Below are 25150 nucleotides of genomic sequence, written 5' to 3'. Positions count from 1 at the left end.
GGGCTACTGGCGTTTTTAAAACCCTAGTATGCTCATAGTTATGCTCATAGTGGGGTGAAGATCGCTCGTAACGCTTCTTTGAAACGGCTGAATTGCTTTAACTCCTCTAAAGTTAGAGTGAGCTTGTAATTAGTTTGATTGCCCGGGTTCATGGCTACTAATTGTTTTTCCTTGCTGTGGATACGAACCAAATGTTTGCGCGACTTATGATCGTAGCGGTAATCTTGTTTTTTATCTACAATATAGTAGTGCGCGCTTTGGGGGGTGATCCCAATTAAAATAATGTAATCGTAATTGTATATGGGATTAATTCCATTAAATTGGAAAGTGTTATGATTGAGTCCTTTCCTAGCCGTCTTGATCTCTATTTTTTTGCCACCAGATAAAAGATCGAATTCGTCATGGATCACCTCTTTATCTAGGTTTTCTAGGGGTAGCCTTAAAACCCTAAACACCTCCTTAACAAACTTTTCCCCCACCTGCCCCATGGCATTCCCCTCAAATTGCAAGATTTTATCAAACTTCCCCCTTTCTTGTTTGCCCTTGATTTCTGTATGTTTTTGCGTGATCAAATCTTCTAAGATGTCTTCACAATCCATTAAAATCCCCCATCTTGCAATAATTTAAAGATATGCGACTTGCCGATGTGGCGACATCCATTGGTGGCTAACGAGCTGTAGAGATTCCAATTAGCGTTTAAAAAAAGAGCGTCTAGCTTATCCTTAGGGGCGTTTTGCGCATAAATGATAGCAATCCCGCTTTTGTATTTGACTTGGGCAAAATCACGCACCACTGCATTGCTCTTAAAAAAGGTGCTAGAGAGATAAAAATCAGCCTTCTTATGAAAAATCCACTCCTTGCCACATTCCCTATTTCTAGCGAGCGAGACGGTTACCACTTTGACAAGCCCGCTATAGGGTTCTGCTTTTTCTTTTTGGGCATACCAACTAAATTCGTTTTGAGAATTTCTATGATTCTTGCTCCAGACCTGAAAACAACATTTGACGTCTTTTTCCCTGCCATTCCTAAGATAAAAGGCGTTTTTTGGCAGGCTTTCTTCATGCAATAAGTGAAAATCTTGCACCCGATAACGCGCCGAGCCCTTGCCAAGACTTTGGAAAAACATGGGCAAGATAAAGCAAACAAAATCTGCCCCCCTAGAGTGTTTGATGAATTCCAATGCCAGCACCCCCCGGTGCCCAAAAGGAGGGTTGCCAATGACAATGAGGGGAGAGTTGGGCAATTTGAAATCCAAATAATCCATCTGTAAAATGTCTGGGGAGTTTGCTTTGATGTCAATGCCAATTTTAGGATCGGGCAAGAGATCGTAAAAACACCCATCCCCCACACTAGGCTCTAGCCATGTGTATTTGTTGAGATCTTCATAGTTGGCGATGATGGCTTGAGCCCTTGAAACAAGCTCTCTAGCGATCTCTGCTTTGGTGAAGTATTCATCAAAGTGGTTATTTGTGTTGGCTTTCATAATATTGCCATTGACATATTTTACAGACATACTCTTTCTTTAACCCCTATTTTAACACGAAGATCTATAACTTTGAGCACAACAAAGAAATCCAGCATACCTTGGATCAAATGCGCGCACCTAGACTATATAGAATCCATCCTGCAGGAGTGGTGAAAAACCTTTTAATTGCCTTGCCGATCTCTAGCGCGCTTGATCTAGACATTTTAAGACTTTGTAGAAGTCCTAGTTATTGCTTCATACTCAAAAGCGTTTCAATCATGCGATCGATGGCGGTGATCACTTTGGCATTGGCGGCATAACCCCCCTGATATTTAATGAGATTGACCATCTCCTCATCATTATTCACCCCAGAAATCGCCTCGTGTTCCTTCTTTACCACACCCAAGATGGCTTGCTTGCTCTCCAAAGTGCGTTGCGATTTCTCAGCTTGTGTGTGGATTGTGCCGGCTAGAAATTGGTAGTATTCCTCAATTGTCATGGGGGTGTTATTTTGGAGTTTATTTTGGTAAAAATCCACCTTGTCGTATTGGAGTTGTTGCATCATGTTAGCCACATCAAAATTCCCATTAATAGGGGCAAGCCAAGGGCGCAAGGCGGTGGGCTCTTTTTTATAGGTGTTATTGATTGTAATATTGCGCGCGCTATCGCCCTCAAAAAAGGTGTTGAGCCCTAGTGCCCCGGTGAAATTACTCCCGTGATCCTTGATCGAAACAAAAAGCCCTTGAGAGGGGTTTTTGGCTTGGATGCTAAATTGTTTTGCCTTGTTGTCAAAATGCGCACTAAAATAATCGTCAAAGTCATTCATGGTGTTGTTGTCGCGGTTGTCGTCCGTGTTGGCGTTGATTTGGGCGATCACATCTTGCATAGTGGTGATGGGGGTAATATGAATCGTTTTTTTAGCCAACACTTTGCCATCTGTGTTATAAGCCACCACATCAAAACTCCCTTCTTTGATATTGTAATTGGTGTCTTTAAGCGCGGTGCGATCGTCAAATTCTACAATCTTACCCTCAATGCTATGGGCGGCACTTTGGGCATAGATCGCATTTGTGGATTCGATTAAGCCCTTAGCAAAGGTGTCTAGCGTGTCTATGTAGTTTTGTAATTTGCCCTTGATGGTGCCATGTGAGCCGTCATTATAAATACCCATGAGCGCGCCTACCTTGCCCTGATTGATCTTATCAGTGATATTGATCGTCTTAAAATCATCGCCCTGAAAGTAGATTTGGGCGAGATGATCTTTATTGTCGCTATTATCCACCACGAGGGGGTGAAAAATCGCCCCATCTACAATATTAAAACCATAGGCTACATTGAAAACATAGCCATCATCAAAGTCCGCTACCTTGATGTCATTAGCCGAATTGGTTTGCACATGCATTTTAGACACATTCCCCCCGATGAGCTCCTTGAGATGAAATTCTAGGGCATCGCGTTTGTCGCGCAATTCATTAGCCTGCTTGAGGGTTTTAGGATCTTCCATTTCTTTAAGATGTCTGTTGATATTGGCGATCTCTGCGCCGATACGATTGACCTCTTTAACTGAGCTAACTAATTCTTGGCTTGCCTTGTATTGTAAAGCCACCAAACGCGCGCGCGTGTCTTGGATATTGCGCGTGAGGGTTTGGGTTTTTTGCACTAGAGCTTGTTTGGTGGCGGGGTCTTTGGCGTTTTTAGCTAAATCCTTCCACGCGTTGAAATAATTTTGCAAATCGTTTTGAATCCCCACCTCACCCATATCCGGAAAATACGAAGAGGCCTCGCGCAAATTGTCAAACTGGGTGCTATAAAAGGCGTGTTCTTGGTTGGCTCTAGCATAGCGCGCAAAGACAAATTCGTCATGCACGCGTTGGATGCTCTCTACATTCACGCCCATATTCACATTGCGATCGGTGTAGGCAAGGCTACTTTGGGGGCGTGCGATCACGCGTTGGCGGCTGTAAAACTCATCATTGGCATTAGAAATATTATTGCCCGTAACATCCACCATCACCTGATGGGCTTGCAAGCCGGTGTAAGAAGTGTTAAGAGAAGAGAGAATACCGCCCATGCTAATCCTTTAGGCTTGCACCTGTAAAAAGCTACTGCCCACAGTGCGCTGGTTGTAATAGCCCACACTCTCATGAGGCACAATTTGTTGCATCAAAGAGGAATAAAACTCTGAGATGGCAAACACCACCCGCGCGTAATCGGCATTGAGTTCTTTAAGACGCTCCAAGTGCGCGCGCATCTCTTTTAAACACGCATTGCCTTCAGGGTCTAAAAGCTCATTGAGGGGCTTGCCCGGGTTGTTTTCAATGAGCTCGAGCATGCCCTGATCGAAAAGGGCTTTACAATTTTCAAAAGACTTTACCCGTTCTTGTTTTTGGGTGTTGCGCGCAAAGATCGCCTCGTGTTTGGCAAACTTGACATCTTCAAGGTCTTGTAAAGTCAAATCAATTAAAACTTGCAAATCCTCTAGGGATTGTTGGAGATAAGAGGAAAGCATGCGATCTCCTAATGCGATCTCATACCGACCGCCTAGGAATCGCTAGAGTGTCAGTATCGCCCTAGCCAAGCAAACTCTGTGCCATTTTATGGGAAGTCTTCTCCAAATTCACCTTATAATCGCCTGCTTCCAACGCCTTTTTGATCTGGGCGACCTTATCCGTGCTAGTGGCTTGTTGCACATGGGATTGCTTGGCACTCTCATGGGAAGCGCGCGCGCCATTGACATGAGAAAAAGAGTTAAACGAGGTGTGGCTACCTACAGACTTAACCATGGGAGTCCTTTCAGAAAATTTTACGCCATATCGGCTAAGCGCGCAAAAATTAAAGTCATTGCATGCGCTTTTCTAATTCTTTGCGCAATTCGGTCGCTGTGGCCGGGCGTTTCTTCTCCCCTATGTCTTGGAAGCTACTGTGTGGAACTTTAAAGGCAAAGAGGAGCAAAAAAAACAACACGCTACAAAAGGTTAAAAATACAAGAGTGGGCACCAGCCACAATTCCAAAGTGGAGTTTTTCACCAATGTCTCCTTGGGGAATAGATTTTGTATAAGCTATTATAGACTATAATGCGCGTTTATGCGCTTGTAAGGAGAGTTATGATTCGTTTGATTGGACTTTGGGTAGCGTGCATGGTTTGTGGCTATGGCGCGGTTGGAGAACGCTTGGTATGGGATAAGGGGGCGACTTTATTGGGCTTTTTGAATAAAAACAAGATCGATGCGAAAGTTTACTACAATCTCACGCTCCAAGATAAAGAGTTGGGAGCAGAGATTCGCGCCGGTGTGCCCTATTACACTCTAAGAGATGATCAAGGCGTGTTGTTACAGGCTTTGATTCCGGTGAGTGAAGCTGTGCAATTGCGTGTCTTCAAGCAAGAGGATCATTACCACATAGACTTCATTCCCATTGTCTTTAGTAGTGTGCAAAAGACCTTGAGTTTAAGGGTGCAAAAATCCCCCTACCGGGACATTCTCAAGGCGACAGGGAATGCTAGGCTCGCCCAAGAGTTCATGGATATTTATAAAAAAACCGTCAATTTTAAACGCGTTCTCAAGGGCGATCAGCTCATCGCGATCTACACGCACAAGCACCGCCTAGATCGCCCCTTTGGTTTTCCTAGTATCCAAGCGGCTATGCTAGAAACCAGCCGCAGACCCCATTTTATCTTTGCCTATGAGGGCAAGTATTATGACGCGCAGGGTAAGGAGGTTATGGAGTTTTTCTTGGAAAAACCCGTGCACTACTCTAGAATCTCTTCTAAGTTTTCCCATGGGCGCATGCATCCCATCTTAAAAGAAATGCGCCCCCATTATGGCGTGGATTTAGCCGCAAAGCTTGGTGCTAGTGTGCGCGCTGCCACCGAAGGGCATGTCATTTTCATGGGCTATAAAGGGGGCTATGGCAGAACCATTGAGATCAAATACGGCAAGGAATTGCGCTTGCTCTATGCCCATTTGAGTGCCTTTACTCCCGGACTCAAGGTGCATAGCTATGTCAAACGAGGGCAGGTGATTGGGAAGGTGGGTAGCACAGGTTTGAGCACAGGACCGCATTTGCACTTTGGGGTGTATAAAAACGATCGCCCCATCGATCCGCTAGGGCGTATCCGCACGGCTAAAAACCAACTCAATGGGCAGGATAAGGAACGCTTTGAACGCTATATCCGTCCCTACCAACATGCTATCAAGGACATGCAATCCTTTGAATACGCCCAACAAGAAACGCTCAAGATCACTTACTGATGGTGCGTTATTCTAGCATTCAGATCATAGAGTGCGCGCGCTCGCCCTATATCCAACCCCAGACGATTCTCTATGAGGAAAATGGCATTTCCAAACGCTGGGACATGATTAGAGTGCATGACAGCGTGGCGGTGTTACTCTACCACACAGAAACACAGCATTATGTGGTGGTAAAACAATTTAGGCCCGCTGTCTATGTGAGCGCGTGTCTATACAGGGGAGAGAAGATAGATGGCTACATGTATGAATTGTGCGCGGGGCTTGTGGATAAACCCGGTAAGAGTGTGGAACAAATCGCCTGTGAGGAAGTGCTAGAGGAGTGTGGGTATGCGATCACACCTAGCATGTTAGAACCCATAGGGGTGTTCCACTCAGCCACTGGGATCAGCGGGAGCAAGCAGAGTATGTTTTTTGCGCGCATCACCCAAGCCCACCAACGCCACGCAGGAGGTGGGGTGGAGGGGGAGTGTATCGAGCTTATGCATATCCCGCGCAAGGAGGCGCGCAGTTTTGTAGCAGACACGCGTATCCCTAAAACCTTAGGTTTAGGTTATGCGCTCCATTGGAGTGCTGAAAAAATAAAGGATGGTCGTGATTAGACATTTAGGTATCGTGCTGTGGCTCATGCTGGGCGCGTTGGGGGCGCATGATTGGAACGCGGTGCTCAAGATCAATATTGACGCGGTGGATAGCACGAAAAAGTTAGTGCGTTTCCAAGCCTACGATTTAAAAGTGGGTGAGAGCGGGTATATTTTGGCACAACTCACTGATTACAATGTGATCGCCGCACAAGTGGAGGTGGTGCGTGTGCATGAGGGGGTGGCTATTGGCAAATACGGCCCCTATAGCGTGATGAAACAGCCCCATCTGCCCACCCCCCGCATGACTCCCAAAAAAGGCTATTTGGCTATCTTTAGGGAGTTTAACCACCAAGCTTTTCTCATCGCCCCCAACGCGTCTTTATACGAACAAATTAAAGACAAATATCCTGACACCACTTTTATCAATTCCGATCTCTTGGTTACCTTTCTAAATGGCTTTGACCCCGGGGCGCGCAATTTGAGAAAGGCTTGCGACATTTACAGCGCGGGTTTGCTCTACATTGTCAGTACAGAACACCTAAATATTTTAGACTGCCAAAGCTTTGCCGTGCTAGAGAGCACGCCCATAGATACCTCTGAAGCCACGCGTAGCAGCACCCCCTTTTACTCGCGCGTGGAGGGTGTCGATAAAGGCACTCTTGGGAAGATGTTTGGCGGGGGTAAGGCTAAACATTACTTTTCTTTCTATGACAATCTATTAAAACAAGAAGCCCAAAAAAAACTAGAGAAAGCGCGCAAGAAAGAGGATAGGCTGGAATTTAAAGAGGACATCAAGCATGCCAAAAGTGCCAAAGATAAAGAGGTTTTGAAACAGGAGCTAAAAAAAGAACTTGAAGAGGATAGTCTTGGCGTGGTCGAAGAATCCAAACAAGAACGCCAAGAAGAGAAAGCTCTAGACGCTTCTAGCCAGAAAAAGAAGAAACAAGAGGCCATCGAAGAGAAAAGAGCTCTTAAAGCACAACTCAAGGCACAAAGAGCAGAAGAGCGCGCCAAGAAAAAGGCGGCTAAGGAGGCAGAAAAACGCGCCAAGGAGGCAGAAAAACGCCTAGAAAAAGAACAACGCCAACATAAGGAGTGAGCATGCTAGAAGCCACCCACGCCCAGTATTTAAGCCAGATTGTGGGGGTTGAAAATTTCTATACAGACCCCGCGCACCTGCAAGCCTATGCCTATGATGCCACTAGGGAGCGCCACCTGCCCGATGGGGTGATCTTCCCTAGGGATGAAGAAGATGTGCGCCAAATTTTGGCTTATTGCAATGAACATAAAATTATCATTGTGCCCCGGGGGGCGGGGAGTGGCTTTACGGGGGGGGCTTTGAGCGCGCATGGGGGGCTCATCTTAAGTTTAGAGAAGCATTTTGATCGCATTTTAGAGATTGATACAAAAAATCTCATCGCACGCGTCCAGCCCGGGGTGATCAACAAGCATTTTCAAAATGAGGTAGAAAAAAGAGGGTTGTTTTACCCCCCCGATCCGGCCAGCCAAGATCAAAGCACTTTGGGGGGCAATGTGAGCGAAAATGCTGGAGGGATGCGCGCGGCTAAGTATGGCATCACGAAAGATTATGTGATGGCTTTGCGTGCGATCTTGCCTAATGGGGATGTGATTAGAGCGGGCAAAAAGACGATCAAAGATGTCGCTGGGTTTAATGTGGCTGGGATTTTAATAGCTTCTGAGGGCTGTTTGGCGGTGATCACAGAGATCACTTTAAAACTTCTAGCCAAACCCAAACTTAAACAATCAGCGATGGGGGTGTTTGCCACCATTGAAGAGGCGATGGAGGCGGTGTATAAGAGCATGGCTAGCGGGGTTACCCCCGTGGCGATGGAGTTTTTAGACAATTTGAGTATTAGAGCAGTAGAGCAACGCTTTTCTAAGGGCTTGCCCATGGATGCGGGCGCAATTCTCATCACCCAAGTAGATGGGAGCGTGGTTGAGCAGATTACATGGCAATTAGATCAGATTGAAAAACACTTTAGGGACAATGGGTGCATAGACTTTCGCATCGCCCAAAATAGCCAACAAGAAGAGGATTTATGGTTTGCGCGCCGCAACGCCTCTCAAAGTATTAGCATCTATGGCAAGAAAAAGCTCAATGAAGATGTTACCGTGCCTAGGGCTAGTCTGCCCGCTCTTTTAAAAAAGGTGGGAGAAATTAGCCAAGCCTACAATTTACCCATCCCCTGCTTTGGGCACACTGGCGATGGCAATGTGCATGTCAATATCATGCTTGAAGACCCCGCCACACAGCTAGAAAAAGGGCAAGAGGCGATGGAGGAGATTTTTAAATGCGCAATCGCCTTGGAGGGGACACTTAGCGGAGAACATGGCATTGGCTTGTCTAAGGCTAAATTTATGCCCTTGGCTTTTAGCCCACAAGAGATGGAGCTTTTTAGAAATATCAAAAAGGCTTTTGATCCCAATAACATTTTAAACCCTCATAAAATGGGGCTATGACTTGCCAACACTTTTTTAAAACCCCCAAGAGTTTCCCCCTGCCCTATTTGTGCCTACGCACCAGCGCGCTAGGCTTGCAATCCATAGACTTTACACACACTTTAGGCAAAAACGACCCCCCTACAAAAACCATGCGTGCTGTGATCAATGCCCTAGAGAATTATTTTAAGGGCACTCTTTATGACTTTGACTTACCCTTAGAGCTTATGGGCTCATCTTTTCAAAAACAAGTTTGGCAGGCACTACAAGCCATCCCCTACGCGCAAGTGCGCAGTTACAAAGACATCGCCCAAGCCATTAACAACCCTAAGGCTTACCGCGCGCTAGGTCATGCCAACCATGCCAACCCCTGCCCTATTGTGATCCCTTGTCATCGCGTGGTACGCGCTAATGGCGCGCTGGGAGGTTATGGAGGCGGGGTGGAGATCAAGGCGTGGTTATTAAACCATGAGCAAATCATGTGCTGTGGGGTGTGAGCGTTGTTTGGTGTTTGTTAAGAGACTAGAGTGCACCCGTTTTGGTGTGTAACAAAGTCAAGTGATGAGAATTGCCTGTTTAGACATCAACGAGGTTTTTGATCCCACTTAAATTCGAAGTAAGCCGGCTACCTACATAGGAAAAAACCAAAAGGAAACACGCATAATTCTTAAAGATGGCATTTCGTGTTACAACCGCCCCGTAAAGCCCGCGAAACTAAGCTATGGGGATAGTTGGCTAGCGTTGGCGTAAGCTTGCTAATATCTAGGGAGTATGTCAAGCCTACAAGGACTGGGTAGCTTGTTTGTCTTTGGGGCGAATGTCTTGGCTAGTTCTAGTGTGGGGTTGATTCTAGCTTATGGAGGCTGGGCGGTGTTGCAGGAGGTTAATCCTACTTGACCACTTATTTTTTCTACATAATTTGGCTGTTTTTAAACTGGATATGCGTATTTTACCCATTGTTTGCGCATTTAGGCTCGCCTGGTTTGTTTGGTGTTGATTTTAGAGTGCTGTCAGTTGGTTTTAATAGCCTTGCCCCACAGCTTATCTGCAGAGAGTTTTGATGCACAATAGTTGCTTTGTGAAACAGGTGTGTTTTAGCAGTGTCCTTTTCATGTTGGGCATTTCCTCTTTTTTAGCAAAAAGGCCACAATGCCTAGAGCCTAAACCCGTAAGCGGGACAAAGCCCACTTGGGATTGGGATTTTAGCGGCTTTGTCACCCCATTCCCTAGGGTATTGCATACGCAGATTTACAAAATTCCCCATAGAGGAAGCTCTCCATACGCGGGATGGGCGGGTCTTTTGCTTTCTTGAGCGTTTTTTTGCCAATATTGACCATAGAGATAGATTAGTTATCTAAACTTGAACATTTCCTGTGGTTGTGGCTCATCGCGATGTTTTTTTTGGAGGGAAGCAACGATTTTTTGAGAATACGCTTTGCGACCTCATTGGCGGTGGCCACTTGTATACTTTCTGTGGTTGTACCCACGCGTTGGATACTCACCGCTTTTTTGGGGTTACGGATAAGATCGTTGTGGTTTTCCTAGAGTCCATTCTTTTTACCTTGCAAGCATTCTGCTCAACCAGCGCGTCTTTGGTCATTGGAGAGGATCGTGAAGAGATTTCTTAGACTCTTGAGGACAAAAAATGGGCGTTGTTTGCAAGGGGGTAGGCAAAGCCAGTGTTTTTGTTCGCCTAGATGGAATGTAAGCTGGGTATGGCGCAATCCTTCGCGCCAAATTTGCATTTGTGAGAGGGCTTAATTTATATAGATGGTGGAGTGTAGGGGGCTCGAACCCCTGACCTCAACGCTGCCAGCGTTGCGCTCTCCCAAACTGAGCTAACACCCCAAAAGTCCCCATTCTAACATGTTTTGCAGAAAAACTCAAGCCTTCTTGCGCAATTCCTGGTAATGTTGCAAATAGGTGTCATGCATTAGCGTTTCTAAATGCAAATACCAATCTGTGTTAAAATCCGGCTCAAAAGCTTGCAAAAGCACCATGCGCATGCGCGCGCGGTGTGACTCTAGAGGTTTTGTGCTGAGAATTTGGCGGGTGTTGATGAGCACAATGGGTTGAATCTTGAGCTTGAATCGTTCGGCTAAAATCTTAGCTCCCGGCTTGAAAGGCAAAAATTTTTCCTCCCCCCGTCCCCTTGTGCCCTCTGGGAAAATCACTAGGGGGCGTTGTTGGTTTAATTTTTCTCTTGCCATTTTCAAGAGATGGGCTAGCCCCTTTTTGTCTTGGCGATCGATTAAGATCATCTGCGGGGTTTTGAGCGCGTAGCCATAGTAGGGGAGCTCCCCTAACTCTTTTTTAGCGATCCAGCAGATATTTTGGGGATGGTAGGCTTCCAGGCAAACGATGTCAATGATGCTTTGGTGGTTTAACACAATGAGGGTCGCGCTAGGGTCAAACTCCCCCACCCTCTCCAAAGGCGCGCCCATGAACCAAAAAAACGAGCGACACCACTTGCGCGTGGCGCGGCAATTATTGTGCTTGCGCGTCAAAAAATTCATCAAAATAATAAATCCCAGCCCCAAGCCAACCACCAAGAGGGCATATACCCCACGCAATCTACTCCACATCGCTTTTTTTCACCCAACCGATTTTTTCATCTGCAGTCATAATCTTATAATACCCCCCATGCGCGCCGATGATCTCCACTTTCAAAGCACCCTTAGAAATTTCTAATAAGGTTGAATTCTCTGTGGGTAAGATCTTGATCTCCTTATTAGCCAAGAGAATCCCACTCCGGTAAGTGAAAAAAACATTCCATAACAACACCCCCACCAACGCCCCAGCCACTCCCAACGCGCTTTTCTTATAGGGAGTAAGAAAGGACAATACTAGAGCCAATAAAATGAAAAATAGCGCCACAAAATTGGAAAATAGGAGAAAATTATTTTTGGGTTTGAGGTTGCTTTGGGTGCTAATGGTTTCTTCCATAGGGGTGATATTGAAATGCACCTCTTGAAATTGCGCGTTCTGCAAAGAAAAATAATTGAAAGATAACTCGCGCCAACTCTTAGGCACGATGCAGTAATAAATCCCGTGCGCGTTATCCGGGGCAAAGTGCGCGCTCTCAAAGCCCTGCTTTATCCCCCCAGCGACTTTTAAATCCTCCAAATTAGCCCCCTTAGCCCTCACCTCAAAGACCACGATATTATGCGTGCTGTCGTATTCCTTGCTCTTGTAGCCCACCACACTAAAATCCTGCGCCACCACGCCCACATAGCCCGCATGTGTGGATAGATCCAACACATTCAAAGGAATGGGAGGGGTTGTGGCTGTGTCTAAGTAGCCTTGATCTTCTACAAACGCCCCCACCTTCAAACCCGGAACCACCGCGTGCGTCCCCACTACCTTGTAGGTATAAGTGGCTTTCAAATTCCCATTGGCATCCGCTGTCCATGATGGGGTAAAATTGAGTCGTTTGAGTTGTTTGGGGGTTTGCGCCAACTCTGCGCCCAAAAACTTAGCTTGAGAAAAGAGCATGATTTGGTATTGCACGCTAAACACCTGTCCGACATAAAAGCGTTGTGCGTCTAACTCTTGAGCGTTGAGCACTTTGAGATAAATAACCTTGCTCTTAGCTTCTGGCGCATCTGCGCGCACCAAACAGCAAAGGCACAGCACAAGCCCTAAGAGAAAACGCAAATAACCCCCTACTTGCCAATCTCTTTAGATGCCATGATGATGTCCCATACTCTCAAGGTGTCAATAGCAACTTTGAGTTGGATGTCTGCGTTGATGTCCTTAGCTGTGATGGGTTTTTCTCCCTTATTGTTCTGCGTCTTGGGTTCTTTTTTGTGATCCAACTCCTTGAGTTCTTGCTCCAAGTGGTGTTTTAAATCCGCCTCTTTGATATTAAACTTGCTTTCATCTTGGGGCACACTCCCGGGGTGAATCACAATGTCGGGCTTGATTCCCACAGCTTGGATCGTGCGCCCACTGGGCAAGTAGTAGCGCGCGATGGTGATCTTGATGGCTTCTTCCCTACCCACCGGGAAAGTAGTCTGCACACTGCCTTTGCCAAAGGTGTCTTCACCAATCACAATGGCGCGTTTGTGATCCTGCAAAGCCCCTGAGACGATCTCGCTCGCGCTGGCTGTGCCCCCATTGACCAACACCGCAATGGGTAAGTGCGCGTAAGGCGCGCGCCCAGTGGCACGGTAAGCGATGTCCTCAGATTTAATGCGCCCCTTTTGCGAAACGATCAAACCCTGCTTGATGAAGAGATTGGAGAGATCGATAGCTTGGTTGAGTAATCCGCCCGGATTAGAGCGCAAATCTAGCACAATACCCTCTAATTTGGGAACTTTTTTAAGCTCAGTGAGCACGCCCTTAACCACATTGCGATCAAAAGAATTGACCCGCACATAGAGATAATCCGTGCCCTCGATCTTCTTGGCATGCACGGATTTAATTTTGATAATGTCGCGCAACATTTTTATCACTAAGGGCTTGCTCTCAGATTTGCGCACAATGGTGAGCTCAATGGGAGTTTTAGGCTTACCGCGCATCAAATTCACGGCGTTATCAATGGTCATGTTCAAAGTGCTCTCAGAGTTGATCTTTAAGATCACATCGCCCGCCTTGATCCCGGCTCTAAAGGCGGGGGTGTCATCTAGGGGAGCGATCACGGTGAGCGCGCCATCGCGAATCCCCACGGTGATCCCAAGCCCGCCAAATTCGCCCTCAGTTTGGGCTCTAAAATCCCTAAACTTCTTGGGGGTGAGATAAGAGGAGTGCGCATCTAAATTACTCATCAAGCCATCGATGGCTTTGTCCACAATGTCATTAATGCTCACCTCATCCACATAGTAGTGTTCAATCTGCTCCACCACACTGGCAAATTTCTTTAAGGCGTTCAGGCGTTCTTGAGTCGTGGGTTTGTGGCTTTTTTTGAGATTGGGCGGACTCTCAGCTTGGCTGGCATCCAGCGCGTTCACCACCAAAAAAATACTCAATACGGACGAAACCACCCCTGCCATGAAAAACTTATTCATCACTGCCCCTAATTCTAAATCCCGCCATTCTATCTAAAACTCCATGATTTTACAACAGCTTTAACTCCCATGCCACACCTGCGCACGGTAACATGATTTATGCTTTGGTGTGTTGTTTTCTTTGCCTAAAAACCCCAGTGTAACCATTTGGCGCACTATTTTAATGTCTAAAGTCTTGTAAAGTCCATGCGACACATCGCGCTTAATGGTGAGCACCACCACACTTAATGGCTTGCCTCTAATGCGCGCAGTTACATCGTGGATGTCTACATCCCAAGTATCCTGCCCATTGACCTTAAGGATCACATCCCCAGACTTAAGCCCGGCTTTTTGCGCGGGTCCGCCTTGTAAAAGCGCAATAACCATGGGTCTGTGCTGGTAAGAAGTGATAGTCGCGCCAACCCCTGAATATTTTTCTTTTTGCTCCTTGCAAGGTTCTAGGGCTTCTTTGTTGGGTATAGGATTAGCCTGCAAGAGAGAAAAAACCAAGATCGCCAACCCAGCGCGCATTAACTCTTGTGCCACACCAATGCCCTGTAGCGCGATCGTCCCCTACACACCTTGCCGATGAGATGTAAGCGCACTCGGTGCGCACGCGCACGGCGCAAGAGGGCTAGATAATCTCTTTTAGCAAAGCAAAACAACATTTCATACTCCTCGCCACTTTTAAAGGCGCGCTCATAGGGCTTATACAGCTTAAAAGCTAGGCGGTTGCACTCAGATAAGCGGTTGCACTCAGCAAGCACTCCATCAGAAATATCTAGCCCGGCGTGTAAGAATTTGCGCGCTTGAGCGATAAAGCGTGCATAGCTTAAGCGTGGGGTGATGAACTTGTTTTTAGGACTCACCTTGCCTCCTCTAAGCAAGGCTTGCAGGGCTTTGTAACTCTGCCCTAGTGTGCCCGTGTGTGCGATGTAATCCCCCAAGCGCGCGCCCTTACGGCTTAAGGGTTTGCGCGCACTACCTAGCATGGTGATACTCAAATGCAAAGAGTCGCCCACAATGGTATCCCCCCCGATGATTCTAATCTTAAATTCTGTGCAGGCGCGCGCAATGCCCGCTACCAAATCCTTAATATCTTTTTTATCTATCCTTTGAGGCAAACTCACCCCTAGCAAGGCGTGCGTGGGTTTGGCGTTCATGGCGATCATATCGGAGATATTAACCACCATCGCCTTATAACCCACGCGCTCAAACCCCAACCACTCAGACTTAAAATGCACATTTTGGGCAAAAATATCCAGCGCAACCACCACCCCCTTAGAGCGGGGTAGCAACACCCCATCATCCCCAATCCCCCAAGTTACACCGCTTGCTCGTAGGGTTCTTAGAAAATACGCCTCAAGATCCAAGTTTCATACTCATATCCACCCACACGGCTTGGTGGATGAGCGACCCGCTACTAATAGCATCTACCCCGCTTTGCGCATACTCTAAAATATTCTCTTGGGTGATATTCCCACTTGCCTCCAACAACACCAAAGGGTAATGCGCGTTGCGGTAAGCCACCACCTGCTTAATATCCTGCGCGCTCATATTATCGCACATCACAATGTCTGCGCCTACTCGCATCACCTCCTTGACCATTGCCACGCTATCACATTCGATCTCAATCTTAGCCGTCCATGGGATTTGCGCGCGCGCTTGTTGCATAAATGCCTGCAGATCGCCAATATGAGCTAGGTGGGTGTCTTTGAGCATGAGCGCGTCATCTAGCCCTAGGCGGTGGTTTTGTGCCCCCCCATTGCGCACCGAATACTTTTCAAACACCCTTAAAAGTGGGCGGGTTTTGCGCGTGTCCAAAAGCGCAATGGGCAAGCCCTTAAGTAACGCTACAAAGCGCGCGGTGTGGGTAGCAATCCCGCTAGAGTGTTGCAAGAGATTTAATAAAGTGCGCTCAATCTTAAGCAAGAGGGCATAATCTCCCCATAATTCTACAAGGATGTCTTTAGGCTTAAGCGGCGCGCCATCTTGGGTATGCCACACCCGCTTAATGCCCATGTGTTCTAAGAGCATATCTCCATACAAATACCCAGAAAATACGCCCTCTTGCTTGGCAATCACGACTGCTTTAACTTCTTTAGGTTGGACTAGCCTCTCAAAGAGATCGCCCGAGCCGATGTCCTCTTGCAAACACGCCTCTAAAAAGGCTAAGATAGCGGGGTCTTTCATGAGAGCTCCATCATGCGATCTAGGGCGGCTTTAGCTAGCGCGCCCACTTGGGGGTCTACCTGCACGCGGTTATAGGGGCGATGATTCTTATAGGCTTTGAGCACCTCAAAGAGGTCTTGCAAGGTGGTTTCATTCATCGTCGGGCATTCAGGCAAGGTGCTAGAGAGCACAAAGGTGGTTTGTTCCCCTTGATAGGAGGGGCGTAGGCGTTGGATGAAGTTAAACTCCGTGCCCACCGCCACTTTTTGCTCTAGGGGCAAACTTTGGACAAATTTGATAATTTGGCTAGTTGAGCCCACAAAATCGGCTAATTCTACCACACTAGGATCGCACTCTGGATGCACCACGATAATAATCCCGGGGTATTTTTGCTTAAAAAATTCTACATCACTGGGTTTAAAGAGTTGGTGCACCGCACAAAAGCCATTGTAATTAATCACATCGGCCTGTATGATTGCCTCCTTGTCATCCACCCCTAAAGTCGCGCTTTTTAAGCCATGTAGGCGGGCTAGATTTGTGCCCAAACAGCGATCGGGCAAGAAGAAGATTTTTTGCCCCCTTTGGCGCGCGTGGGTGAAAATCTTAGAGGCGTTTGCGCTGGTGCACACCAGCCCCCCTAATGCGCCCACTTTCGCCTTGACCTGTGCGCTGGAGTTAATGTAGGTAATGGGCAAGAGATTAAACAAGCCATAGCTATTTAACACCTCTAAGCTGCGATCAAAATAACTAGAATCGATCATGCGCGCCATGGAGCAACACGCGAGTTTAGGCATGATCACCTCCTTATGGGGGGCTAAGACCTTCACACTCTCCCCCATAAAACCCACCCCACAAAAGACGATCAAATTCTTAGGGTGCGTGCTAGCTTGGCGTGCTAACTCCAAACTATCCCCTACAATGTCGGCTAGGGCGACTATCTCATCTTTTTGATAAAAATGCGCCACTAAGAGCGCGTCTAAATCCTCTAGCAAGGTTTTAATGCTTTGAGCCAACTCATCCATGATCTTCTCCAATAGGGTGTAACGCGCCCAAAAACTCCCCGTAACGTGCTTTATGGTATAGACTTTCTTTAGGCAAAGAACAACCACGCACAAAGAGTACAATAGTAGAGCCCATTTCAAAACGCCCTAACTCTGCCCCCTTAGCTAGAGCGATGGGAGGATCGTAGGCTTTGATACTTAAGGGGGGGTTGGTGGGGGCGTTGGTGTGAATATTGGGATCAAAGTTTAGGACAATCTGCCCTACATTGAGCGCGCCCACGGCCACAAAGTAAAGCAGTGCGCCTCTAGGGTCTTGTGCGACCACCACCACGCGCTCATTACACACGAATAAATGGGGGTGTTTTTGTAATGCGCTCTCATTGACTGGGAAAAGCAAACCGGAAAAATGGCGCGTCTCTATAATCTGCAAATCACAGGGAGCGTGGAAGCGGTGGTAATCTTTAGGAGAGAGATAGAGATTAAAATAGTTATAAGATTTTTCTAGTTGTGAGCCTAGTAGCGCGCCTACCAAGTAGGGCATACCCTTGATTTGCAAGGCTTGCCCCTCTTGCACGCGTCCGCACTCTTTAAGCACGCCATCACAAGGACAAAGCAGGGCATGAGGGGTTTGATCTAGGGGGCGGGGATTTTTGAGTTCTCTAGTAAAAAGGGCGTTGAGAGTGGGATAGGATTCAAGGGGGGCAAAGTCGCTTAGGTCGATCTTAAAAAGTTTGGTGTAAATCTTGTTGATGAGTTTTTGCAAGGGAGTAGGAAAAGCGCAATGGGCAAACTTGCCAAAAAGTCTTGAGGCGGTGTTAGAGAGTGCCATTATTGCATGTCCGCTAGTTTTAAGATAAATTCAATTTCGCCCTTGCCCGTGCGCAATTCTTTGGCAATGGAATCCACACTCCAGCCCTCTTTATACATTTTGATCACTTTCTTTTCATCAATGTCGTCATTGCTGGGCGTGAAATGCCCAAATTCCTTAAACTTGTTTTCTAGGACGATGATCTTTTCCTCTAAATAATCGCGCTCTTTTTGAATGGAGTCTTGAATTTCTTTAATATGGGCGTAAAGATTGCTCAAACTCGCATTCAGGTTATTATTGACCTCATTTTTTACACTCGCCCCAATGCTAGAGGCGTTAAACTCCGCTTGCATTTGGCTTTCTTGAATCCACTTGCGGATTTTATAAATCTCTTGGTTGATGGTGTCTAGGGCTTTTTCTAATTGCTTGGTTTTGCTGACAAACTCTTTATCTTTGATGTAACTATAGGCGATCAGGCATAAGAAAATGAGGAGTACCACCCCGGTAATGATCCAAGTAAATTCATTCGATCCTAATTGCATGTTTTTAAACCTTTCAAACTGGCTAATTCTTGCGCGGCGATATAACTATCCATCTCTTTAATGTGGCTAGCATGCATGCGCACCACCTCGAGCATGACCGCATCAAAGGCGCGCGCGATCAGGGCAAGGACGCGATAAGGCGCGTTAGGCAAAGAAAAGCGCAAATAATACTCTTGATTGGGCTCAAACAAGGACGCGCGCACGCCCAAGACTCCATGCCCTAGCACCTCTAAGAGGGCTTTAGATTCTAGGGGGATAAAATGCCTCTGTTTAATCTCTAAAGCCTGCTCAATGCGTGTGAGTTTCTCATAAATATCGCTCAAGGCTTTAAAGAGCATCGCGTCTTGATCCTTGCCATGGCTTAAAGCCTCCCAGGGGCGCGCGATCTCACTTTGGGCTAATTGGAGATACTCTTCTTCAAAGTGAGGGGTATAGGGAGCGTATTCTAGCGGAATGGCACAGCGCACCAAGCGGGTGAAATGCCCATGTGTGTGGCAAATCTCTTTAAAACTCTCTAGGTTTAACTCAGGCATACAAGCGCACCCCAGAATCTAGCACAATAAAGAGAAAAAACACCACTCCCAAATAGCCATTGGACACAAAAAAGGCTTTAGGGATGTTTTTAAAATCTCTATGCACTAAGAGTTGCTCATAAATCAAAATCCCCATAGACACAATCACCCCGCTAAAGGCAAGCCACCCTAAATGCGCACTCCACACAAACCCCCCCCAACACAGCACAGCCAACACATGGGACAAGCGCGAAAACTCTAGGGTTTTTTGTGCGCCAAAACGCGCGGGCACGGAGTGCAAGCCTACACGCCGATCAAACTCCATGTCTTGCAAAGAGTAGAGCAGATCAAAACCAGCCACCCAGAAAACCACGCCCAAAGCTAGAAACACACTCCAAAGTGGGACAGATCCTAGCACCGCCACCACGCCCGCAATGGGGGCTAGCCCCAAACTCACCCCCAAGATCACATGGGCTAGCGCGCTAAAGCGTTTCATGTAAGAATACCCCCCCAAGATCGCCAAAAAGGGCAAAGAGAGAGCAAAGGCTAGGGAATTGATAAGATAACTCACCCCCACAAAGAGGAGGGCATTGAGCGCACAAAAGAGCACCAACCCCCAAGTGTGGATGCGCCCATCTACGCTAGGACGATTTTGGGTGCGTGGGTTAGCTAAATCAAATTTGCGATCCACAAGGCGATTAAAGCCCATGGCAAAATTGCGCGCACCCAGCAAAGCTAACAAGCAGAGCAATAAAAGCTTAGACCCACACCACAGACTTTCATAGCGTTGCACGCTCGCCACCACAATGGCGATCAAAATAAACATACTAGAAAAAATGGTATGCTCTAATGCCACAAGCTCGCCAAATAGCTTGATCCTAGCCCACATCTCTTACCTCATTTTCAAATTCTTTATTATAACTGAATTTCATTAAAACACCCGCCAAGCCAACACAAGAAAGAGCCCCCCACTGACTAGATACAGCCCCTCATAGGCGTATTTAAAGCGCATGGCTAGCAAAGAAAGCCCCAAATAAGGGAGTAGAAACCAGCTAGGGGTGTGGTAGTTGATGCTAGGGATTTGCCACTCTAGGGCACGCACTAGATAAGAGTCAAACAAGCCACCCCACCCAAAGGCGTGCAAGATCAAACTTAGGGGGAAAAAGATCACAAAGACAAAGCTTAGAAGAATCCCGCTAAGTTGATAGAGACTAAAGGGGGTAAAAAAGGCGTGCACAATGGGGAGCATGCACATAAAGAGCGCACTATTAAAAAGCAGGGCATAGAGGGGGACGGGCAGTTTAGGGGCATATTTGAGAAAGAGATAGATATAAAACACCCCGCACACTGAGAGTAAAAAGCCAATATTGACAAGCAAGTTTGGAAAAAAGGCAAGGCATAGCCCCGCGCCCAGCCCTAGGAGGGCAAAATTGAGCACCTCTAGGGCGCAAAAATAGAGCAAAAAGCCTAGCAGAGCCATCACAAAGGCGCGCAAAAAAGAGGGCTGGAAGCCTAGCAAGATGAGGTAGCCAAAAAGTAAGACAAAGACACACACGCCCAAATCATAATGGGCGTTGCGGTAGGGGAAGTAGCGTTGTTGGAGGGGACGATAACACAAAAAGAGCACACCATAGAAAAACGCGCCCAAAATCCCCAAATGAAACCCACTAATGGCGATGATATGGCTAATCCCTAAACGCATGGCTAGCTCTCTAGTGGATTTATCTAGGGGGTCGGCTAAAAAGAGGGTGTTATAAAAATTGCCCATGTGCGCGTCCGTGTGTTGGGCGTTGAGGTAGGCGCGCAAGCGCGATCTAGTGTCCTTAGTGGATTCTAAGGCAAGATAAAAAGTGTTGAAATAGCAAGATTTGAGGAATTGGAAAAAAGAACAAGAGGAGCTTATTTCGCCATAGGCGCGCACAAAGGCGTGGCTTAAGTCTTTGAGATTTTCTTTACTGGTGGTGTAAAAGACATTCCCCCATGTATCTTTGAGCTGGAGCACGAAATAGGATCGCCCCTGTGGATCAAGCTTGCTATATTGCAAGCGCACTTGGGCATGCACACTCACAGGTTTTTTAGATTTGAAATGTTGGTATTGGGTGTATTTGACATACAAACTCACACCCCCCACACAGAATAAAATCCCCAGTGCCATAAGCCACTCGCGCGCGCCTTGGAGGAAGGGAAGTTGGAAAGGGGAGGGTTTGAAGAAAGTCAAAAGAGGTCGGCAGGATCGAGTACAGATATAGTGCTTTGGGGAGTTAAGTGAGTGCTTTTTTCTTCTCTTGGAGTGTCTAGGCGATCTTCAAAGCGCGTGTAAGCCTTGTTGAACGCGATTTTAATGGTGCCAATATCCCCGTTGCGGTTTTTAGCTAAGATGATCTCTGCGTCCTCTACGCCGTGGTTGGCATCAAAATCCGCTTTTTTCTGGGCGTTGAATTGCTCTTCTAATTTCTTAGCGTCTTCTTCTTTGCCCTCCTTGCGCAATTTAGCTAGGCGGTCGTTTTGGGCGCGCTTTTTGTAAACCTCATCACGGTAGAGAAAAAGCACTTGATCGGCATCTTGTTCGATTGCCCCGCTCTCTTTGAGATCGGAGAGAATGGGGCGTTTATCCTCGCGACTTTCTAGGGAGCGATTGAGTTGGCTCAAAGCAATGATAGGGATTTCTAGTTCGCGCGCTAGAACTTTGAGTCCTCTTGAGATCTCAGCGATCTGGGCGTGGCGCGCTAGTTCGCTCTGGTGGTTAGACATCAATTGCAAATAATCTAAAATTGCGATGCTGATTTCGGGGTGGTGGGCTTTGAGTTGGCGTAATTTGGAGCGCACATGTTCTAAGGTGAGCATGCTAGTGTCATCGATATAAAGGGGCATGCCTTGCAAGACTTGGGCGCATCGGGTCAATTCCCCCCACTGGGAATCGTCTAACTTTCCCAGTTTCAAATTGTGCAGGTGGATATTGGTCGCGTTGGCTAGCAAACGCAACATCAATTGCTCCGCGCCCATTTCCATGCTGAAAAACGCCACGCCCTGTTGGTGCTTGAGGGTGGTGTAAGCGATATTGAGCACAAAGCTAGTTTTTCCCATAGAGGGGCGTGCTCCCACCACAATCAAATCCCCCTTTTGGAACCCGGCACTGTATTCATTGAGTTTGTGGAAACCCGTGTCCAAGCCTAACATTTGGCTATTGCCCCGCAACTTGGCTTCTTCAATGAGTTGCATGGTGTGGATCACGACTTCCCTAGCGTCTCTAAAACCCCCGCGCACATTACGCATCGAGAGTGTGTAGAGTTCGCGCTCTAACATGTCTAAAATTTGTGGGCTAGGGCGTTGGGCTAGGCATTGTTCGCGCACTTCCATAGAAATATCCAGCAACGCCCGTCTAGTAGAAGCCTGTTTGATCGCCTCCACATAGGGTTCTAAGTGCACAATGGGTTTACTAGCCAACACACGCATTAAGCTTTCTTGATCGCTCTCTTTAGAGAGTTGCTCGAGAATAGCGCTCCCTCTAATGGGCAAGTGTTCTTGGTAGAGCTGGGCGCATAACTCAAAAAAGAACCCATGGGCGGGGTGTAAAAAATCCGCAGGCTTGAGTAAGGCAGCCATTTCTTCGTAGCGGTTATTCTCCAAGATCGCGGCTAAGACAATGCGTTCCATTTCTAGTAAGTGATCGTCTTGGCTCAATAGCTGGCTAGTCTGTGTGTCAAGCGCGTCCATCAAACCCCCTTGTGGTTAAGATGAGCGATCAAATCACTAGGCGTGAGCGCGTAAGAGTGGGCGTGAGCGCGCCCAATGAGCGCGTGCGCTAAACTCGCATTCAAGGCAGCATCTAAGGGGCTATAACCCTGTGCGAGCAAGCTTGCCACCATGCCCGCTAGCACATCTCCACTCCCCCCCTTAGCCAAAGAGGGCGCGCCTAAGGGGTTGATGTAAATTTGCCCATGGTGGGCGATGTAAGAATTAGCCCCCTTTAGTAGCACCACAATATGGGGGTAGGCTTGGCTGAAGGCGCGTAAATACTCCAAGCGCAATTCTAGCACTTGGGATAATTCCACTTCAAAACCCACCGCACGCAAAAGAGCAATAAACTCCTTAGGGTGGGGGGTGAGCACAAGCTGGGCAGGGCTTTCTAAAATCTCTTTGAGATGGGGCAGATAAAACATGTCCGCATCCAGCACGCAAGGGGCTTGTTCTAACATCGCTTGCGCATAGGGAGGTAAAACCTCTCCCATACCCATACCCACCACAAAGGCGTTCGCTTGGGGGGGGATGTCAGGCGCATACATAAGTTCCAAAGGTTTGAGGCGTGCTAATTCTGGATCGCCTAACACGCTCACCAAACCAGCCCCAAATCTGAGCGCAGTCAGCCCGGCTAAAAAGCCCGCCCCGCTGTGCGCCCCCACCCACACGCCCACATGCCCAAAATAGCCCTTGTGCACATTGTGCTTAGAGCGCAGGGGCAAAATTAAATCTTGTTTTTCTAATAAAAAGAGATCGTTAGGCTCTTCATAGAGCGCACGCCCCACCCCCAAATCCCCCACCACAATTTCCCCTACAAAATCCTTAGCCACATCGCTAAATAGCGCGCTTTTAAGCGCGCCCATACTAATAGTTGTGTCGGCTTTAAAAGCTAGAGTGCCTATGCGCCCCTGTGAATCTAGTCCGCTGGGCACATCGCAGGCAATTTTTACCCCCTCTAGCGCATTTAAGCGCGCGATTAGTTCTTGATCTTGCGCGCTCAGCACTCCCTTAAAGCCTGAGCCATAGAGACAATCAATCACGATCCCACAAGTTTCCAGATTATCAATCACGCGCACCTCCGCACGCTGTGCGCGATCGTATTGCAACTGACAGAGCGCACTTTTAGGGGGTTTGTGCGCATAACAACACACCTCATAAACCCCTCCTTGCAAGCGACGCGCTAAGGCATAGCCATCCCCCCCCATTATCTCCCCCCCCCACACACCACCAGCACGCGCGCAGGGGGGTGCTTTTCAATGGCGCGCTGGAGAGCCATTGCGGCGTTTTCCATTAAAAGCTCCGCACTAAGATTAAACTTTTCTTGCGCGCGCGTGTCTAATTCCCGCGTGCTAGAATAGACAAATTGCATACAAACCTTTCTTTTTGACTCTAAGACATGCTAGAATTGCCCTAAAAAGGATTTTCATGCGCATTGACACCCCCTTGTTAGAGAGACTAGCCAAGTTATCCATGTTAGAAATCCAAGAACCCCAACTCCAAGAACATTTAGAGGAGATTCTAGCTTTCATGGATGCCCTTAACAATCTAAACTTAGAGGACACCCCTCCCCTAGCACAACCCCCCACACCCCTAAGAGAGGATAGCCCCCATTTACAATCCAGCATCGCCCAAGACATTCTAAGCCACGCCCCTAGTGCTCAAGAAGGGTTTTTTATCGTGCCTAAGATCTTGGGCTAGCGCTCTAAAGACATGAAGAGTCGCCCGTAATTGGGGTTGGAGCGCAAGAGTTTTTCTTTAAACACTCCGTAATTGTCGCACCCGGATTGCAAGCCGTAATTACACACATAAGAAAAGAGATCTAGGGCGCGTTGGTCATTTTGGGGCACACCTAAACCCTTTTGGTACATCACACCCAAATTATTGCAACCCGATAAATTCCCCCCTTGACAAGCCCTTTCAAAGTATTTGGCGGCAAAAAAGTTATTCACCGGCACGCCTTTAGCCCCATGCGCGTAAATCCAACCCAAATTAGCACAACCCTGAATATCCCCCGCGTTGCACGCTAAATAATTCAAATCCACATTGCTCAAACGCGCTTTGTCAATCCCATAAATATTCTTGACATTGGACATCAAGCCTAGATTGTAACACCCCAGATCGCTACCATGCTCGCAGGCGTATTTGTAATAATCTAGGGCTTTGAAATAGTCCTTATTCACACCCACCCCATTGGCATACATCCAGCCTAGATTATTGCACGCCAGCACATCTCCCCCAGAGCAACCCACCGCGTAGAGTTGGGCGGCTTTTTGTTTGTCGTCTAAAGTGGCTTGTTTTTTGGAATCATAAACTTGGGCTAGATTCGCGCACGCACTCGCATCCCCCCCAGAACAACCCATCTCATAGTAGCGTTGGGCTTTATCCATGTCAGTTTGGATTCCCACACCATTTTCATACATTGTCCCCACCGCAAAGCACCGGCCGGGTTGCCTTGATCGCAGGATTTGGCAAAGAGTCTAAAAGCCCCCTGGTAATCCCCTCTTTTAACCGCCACAATCCCCGCGCTCAAAGCATCTTGGGCGACAATGGGGGGGTGATGCGATCGTTGATGGGGGGGGTAGCAGGAGGCTGGGTGAGGGGGGGATTTGTGGGTGCTAGGGCGGGGGGAGTT

26 protein-coding genes, 1 tRNA gene and 2 pseudogenes are annotated in these 25150 nt (G+C 47.5%); 7 read left to right on the top strand and 22 right to left on the bottom strand.

Annotated features, from left to right (window positions below):
- Positions 1-44 precede the first annotated feature (44 nt).
- The 6 genes from EAO37_RS07740 to EAO37_RS07715 form a co-directional block, all read right to left on the bottom strand.
- The gene (locus EAO37_RS07740) at positions 45-599 is read right to left on the bottom strand and encodes a restriction endonuclease (RefSeq protein ID WP_120952936.1); all 555 of its coding nucleotides are present in this window, start codon (positions 597-599) and stop codon (positions 45-47) included.
- Entirely contained in the window at positions 599-1513 is a 915-nt protein-coding gene (locus EAO37_RS07735) for an SAM-dependent methyltransferase (protein ID WP_162982996.1), read from the bottom strand. Before EAO37_RS07735 ends, EAO37_RS07740 begins: the two co-directional genes overlap by 1 nt.
- 199 nt (positions 1514-1712) lie before the next feature.
- Positions 1713-3536 carry a flagellar hook-associated protein FlgK gene (gene flgK / locus EAO37_RS07730; protein WP_120952933.1) on the bottom strand — a complete coding sequence of 608 codons (1824 nt, stop codon included), beginning with the start codon at positions 3534-3536 and terminating at the stop codon, positions 1713-1715.
- Between the two features lie 9 nt (positions 3537-3545).
- Positions 3546-3974 (bottom strand): hypothetical protein, encoded by a 429-nt coding sequence (locus EAO37_RS07725; protein WP_120946103.1) that lies wholly within the window; start codon positions 3972-3974, stop codon positions 3546-3548.
- Positions 3975-4035: 61 nt separating this feature from the next.
- Entirely contained in the window at positions 4036-4248 is a 213-nt protein-coding gene (locus EAO37_RS09845) for a flagellar biosynthesis anti-sigma factor FlgM (RefSeq protein ID WP_120946102.1), read from the bottom strand.
- Positions 4249-4303: 55 nt separating this feature from the next.
- Entirely contained in the window at positions 4304-4492 is a 189-nt protein-coding gene (locus EAO37_RS07715; protein ID WP_120946101.1) for a hypothetical protein, read from the bottom strand.
- A 78-nt stretch (positions 4493-4570) separates the two neighbouring features.
- Here EAO37_RS07715 and EAO37_RS07710 point away from each other — a divergent pair, with 78 nt between their 5' ends.
- The 6 genes from EAO37_RS07710 to EAO37_RS09840 all read left to right on the top strand — a co-directional run bounded on the left by EAO37_RS07710 (position 4571) and on the right by EAO37_RS09840 (position 9654).
- Positions 4571-5716: a peptidoglycan DD-metalloendopeptidase family protein gene (locus EAO37_RS07710; protein WP_120952931.1), complete on the top strand. Its 1146-nt coding sequence runs from the start codon at positions 4571-4573 to the stop codon at positions 5714-5716.
- On the top strand, positions 5716-6315 hold the full coding sequence (locus EAO37_RS07705) for an NUDIX hydrolase (protein ID WP_120946099.1): 600 nt from the start codon (positions 5716-5718) through the stop codon (positions 6313-6315). Before EAO37_RS07710 ends, EAO37_RS07705 begins: the two co-directional genes overlap by 1 nt.
- Complete coding sequence (locus EAO37_RS07700) at positions 6302-7396, top strand: plasminogen-binding N-terminal domain-containing protein (RefSeq protein WP_120952928.1); 1095 nt, start codon at positions 6302-6304, stop codon at positions 7394-7396. Before EAO37_RS07705 ends, EAO37_RS07700 begins: the two co-directional genes overlap by 14 nt.
- A 2-nt stretch (positions 7397-7398) precedes the next feature.
- Positions 7399-8778, top strand: coding sequence for a glycolate oxidase subunit GlcD (gene glcD / locus EAO37_RS07695; protein WP_120952924.1), 1380 nt, complete (start codon positions 7399-7401; stop codon positions 8776-8778).
- On the top strand, positions 8775-9254 hold the full coding sequence (locus tag EAO37_RS07690) for a methylated-DNA--[protein]-cysteine S-methyltransferase (RefSeq protein ID WP_120952921.1): 480 nt from the start codon (positions 8775-8777) through the stop codon (positions 9252-9254). The genes glcD and EAO37_RS07690 overlap by 4 nt, the downstream gene beginning before the upstream one ends.
- Before the next feature lie 274 nt (positions 9255-9528).
- Positions 9529-9654 carry a hypothetical protein gene (locus EAO37_RS09840; protein WP_276206414.1) on the top strand — a complete coding sequence of 42 codons (126 nt, stop codon included), beginning with the start codon at positions 9529-9531 and terminating at the stop codon, positions 9652-9654.
- Positions 9655-10528: 874 nt separating this feature from the next.
- On the opposite strand, the gene EAO37_RS07680 is transcribed toward EAO37_RS09840, so the two are convergent.
- The 15 genes and pseudogenes from EAO37_RS07680 to EAO37_RS07610 all read right to left on the bottom strand — a co-directional run bounded on the left by EAO37_RS07680 (position 10529) and on the right by EAO37_RS07610 (position 23887).
- Positions 10529-10605 (bottom strand) — tRNA-Ala (locus EAO37_RS07680).
- Between the two features lie 35 nt (positions 10606-10640).
- Positions 10641-11342, bottom strand: a complete 702-nt coding sequence (locus tag EAO37_RS07675) for a 1-acylglycerol-3-phosphate O-acyltransferase (protein ID WP_120946095.1) — start codon at positions 11340-11342, stop codon at positions 10641-10643.
- Positions 11332-12414 carry a hypothetical protein gene (locus EAO37_RS07670; protein ID WP_240451773.1) on the bottom strand — a complete coding sequence of 361 codons (1083 nt, stop codon included), beginning with the start codon at positions 12412-12414 and terminating at the stop codon, positions 11332-11334. The genes EAO37_RS07675 and EAO37_RS07670 overlap by 11 nt, the downstream gene beginning before the upstream one ends.
- A gap of 8 nt (positions 12415-12422) precedes the next feature.
- Positions 12423-13766: a S41 family peptidase gene (locus EAO37_RS07665; RefSeq protein ID WP_120946094.1), complete on the bottom strand. Its 1344-nt coding sequence runs from the start codon at positions 13764-13766 to the stop codon at positions 12423-12425.
- A gap of 60 nt (positions 13767-13826) precedes the next feature.
- Positions 13827-14291 (bottom strand): PDZ domain-containing protein, encoded by a 465-nt coding sequence (locus EAO37_RS07660; protein ID WP_120952915.1) that lies wholly within the window; start codon positions 14289-14291, stop codon positions 13827-13829.
- Positions 14276-15118 (bottom strand): thiamine-phosphate kinase, encoded by an 843-nt coding sequence (locus EAO37_RS07655; RefSeq protein ID WP_120952912.1) that lies wholly within the window; start codon positions 15116-15118, stop codon positions 14276-14278. Before EAO37_RS07655 ends, EAO37_RS07660 begins: the two co-directional genes overlap by 16 nt.
- Positions 15108-15938: a carboxylating nicotinate-nucleotide diphosphorylase gene (gene nadC, locus EAO37_RS07650; protein ID WP_120952909.1), complete on the bottom strand. Its 831-nt coding sequence runs from the start codon at positions 15936-15938 to the stop codon at positions 15108-15110. The genes EAO37_RS07655 and nadC overlap by 11 nt, the downstream gene beginning before the upstream one ends.
- Positions 15935-16939, bottom strand: coding sequence for a quinolinate synthase NadA (nadA, locus tag EAO37_RS07645; RefSeq protein ID WP_120946090.1), 1005 nt, complete (start codon positions 16937-16939; stop codon positions 15935-15937). Before nadA ends, nadC begins: the two co-directional genes overlap by 4 nt.
- Positions 16932-17747 carry a phosphatidylserine decarboxylase gene (locus EAO37_RS07640; protein WP_120946089.1) on the bottom strand — a complete coding sequence of 272 codons (816 nt, stop codon included), beginning with the start codon at positions 17745-17747 and terminating at the stop codon, positions 16932-16934. The genes nadA and EAO37_RS07640 overlap by 8 nt, the downstream gene beginning before the upstream one ends.
- Positions 17747-18268: a hypothetical protein gene (locus EAO37_RS07635; RefSeq protein WP_013469791.1), complete on the bottom strand. Its 522-nt coding sequence runs from the start codon at positions 18266-18268 to the stop codon at positions 17747-17749. The genes EAO37_RS07640 and EAO37_RS07635 overlap by 1 nt, the downstream gene beginning before the upstream one ends.
- Positions 18259-18801: a hypothetical protein gene (locus tag EAO37_RS07630; protein ID WP_120946088.1), complete on the bottom strand. Its 543-nt coding sequence runs from the start codon at positions 18799-18801 to the stop codon at positions 18259-18261. Before EAO37_RS07630 ends, EAO37_RS07635 begins: the two co-directional genes overlap by 10 nt.
- Positions 18794-19669 carry a menaquinone biosynthesis prenyltransferase MqnP gene (gene mqnP, locus EAO37_RS07625; protein ID WP_120946087.1) on the bottom strand — a complete coding sequence of 292 codons (876 nt, stop codon included), beginning with the start codon at positions 19667-19669 and terminating at the stop codon, positions 18794-18796. The genes EAO37_RS07630 and mqnP overlap by 8 nt, the downstream gene beginning before the upstream one ends.
- Before the next feature lie 42 nt (positions 19670-19711).
- Positions 19712-20935 carry a ComEC/Rec2 family competence protein gene (locus tag EAO37_RS07620; protein WP_120946106.1) on the bottom strand — a complete coding sequence of 408 codons (1224 nt, stop codon included), beginning with the start codon at positions 20933-20935 and terminating at the stop codon, positions 19712-19714.
- 59 nt (positions 20936-20994) lie between these two features.
- Positions 20995-22494, bottom strand: a complete 1500-nt coding sequence (gene dnaB, locus EAO37_RS07615) for a replicative DNA helicase (RefSeq protein WP_120952906.1) — start codon at positions 22492-22494, stop codon at positions 20995-20997.
- Positions 22494-23887 (bottom strand): annotated as a pseudogene (locus tag EAO37_RS07610) (NAD(P)H-hydrate dehydratase). Before EAO37_RS07610 ends, dnaB begins: the two are co-directional and overlap by 1 nt.
- A 56-nt stretch (positions 23888-23943) precedes the next feature.
- On the opposite strand from EAO37_RS07610, the gene gatC reads away from it, so the two are divergent.
- Complete coding sequence (gene gatC, locus EAO37_RS07605) at positions 23944-24216, top strand: Asp-tRNA(Asn)/Glu-tRNA(Gln) amidotransferase subunit GatC (protein WP_120946085.1); 273 nt, start codon at positions 23944-23946, stop codon at positions 24214-24216.
- On the opposite strand, the pseudogene EAO37_RS07600 reads toward gatC, so the two are convergent.
- Positions 24213-25060, bottom strand: a pseudogene (locus EAO37_RS07600) (tetratricopeptide repeat protein); the annotation flags it as partial. The gene gatC and the pseudogene EAO37_RS07600 overlap by 4 nt on opposite strands.
- Positions 25061-25150 lie beyond the last annotated feature (90 nt).

This window comes from Helicobacter sp. L8 (assembly GCF_003660355.1).
Taxonomy (GTDB): domain Bacteria; phylum Campylobacterota; class Campylobacteria; order Campylobacterales; family Helicobacteraceae; genus Helicobacter; species Helicobacter labacensis.
Note: the sequence above shows the minus strand (reverse complement) of the source record. Positions and strands in the feature narration are given on the sequence as shown.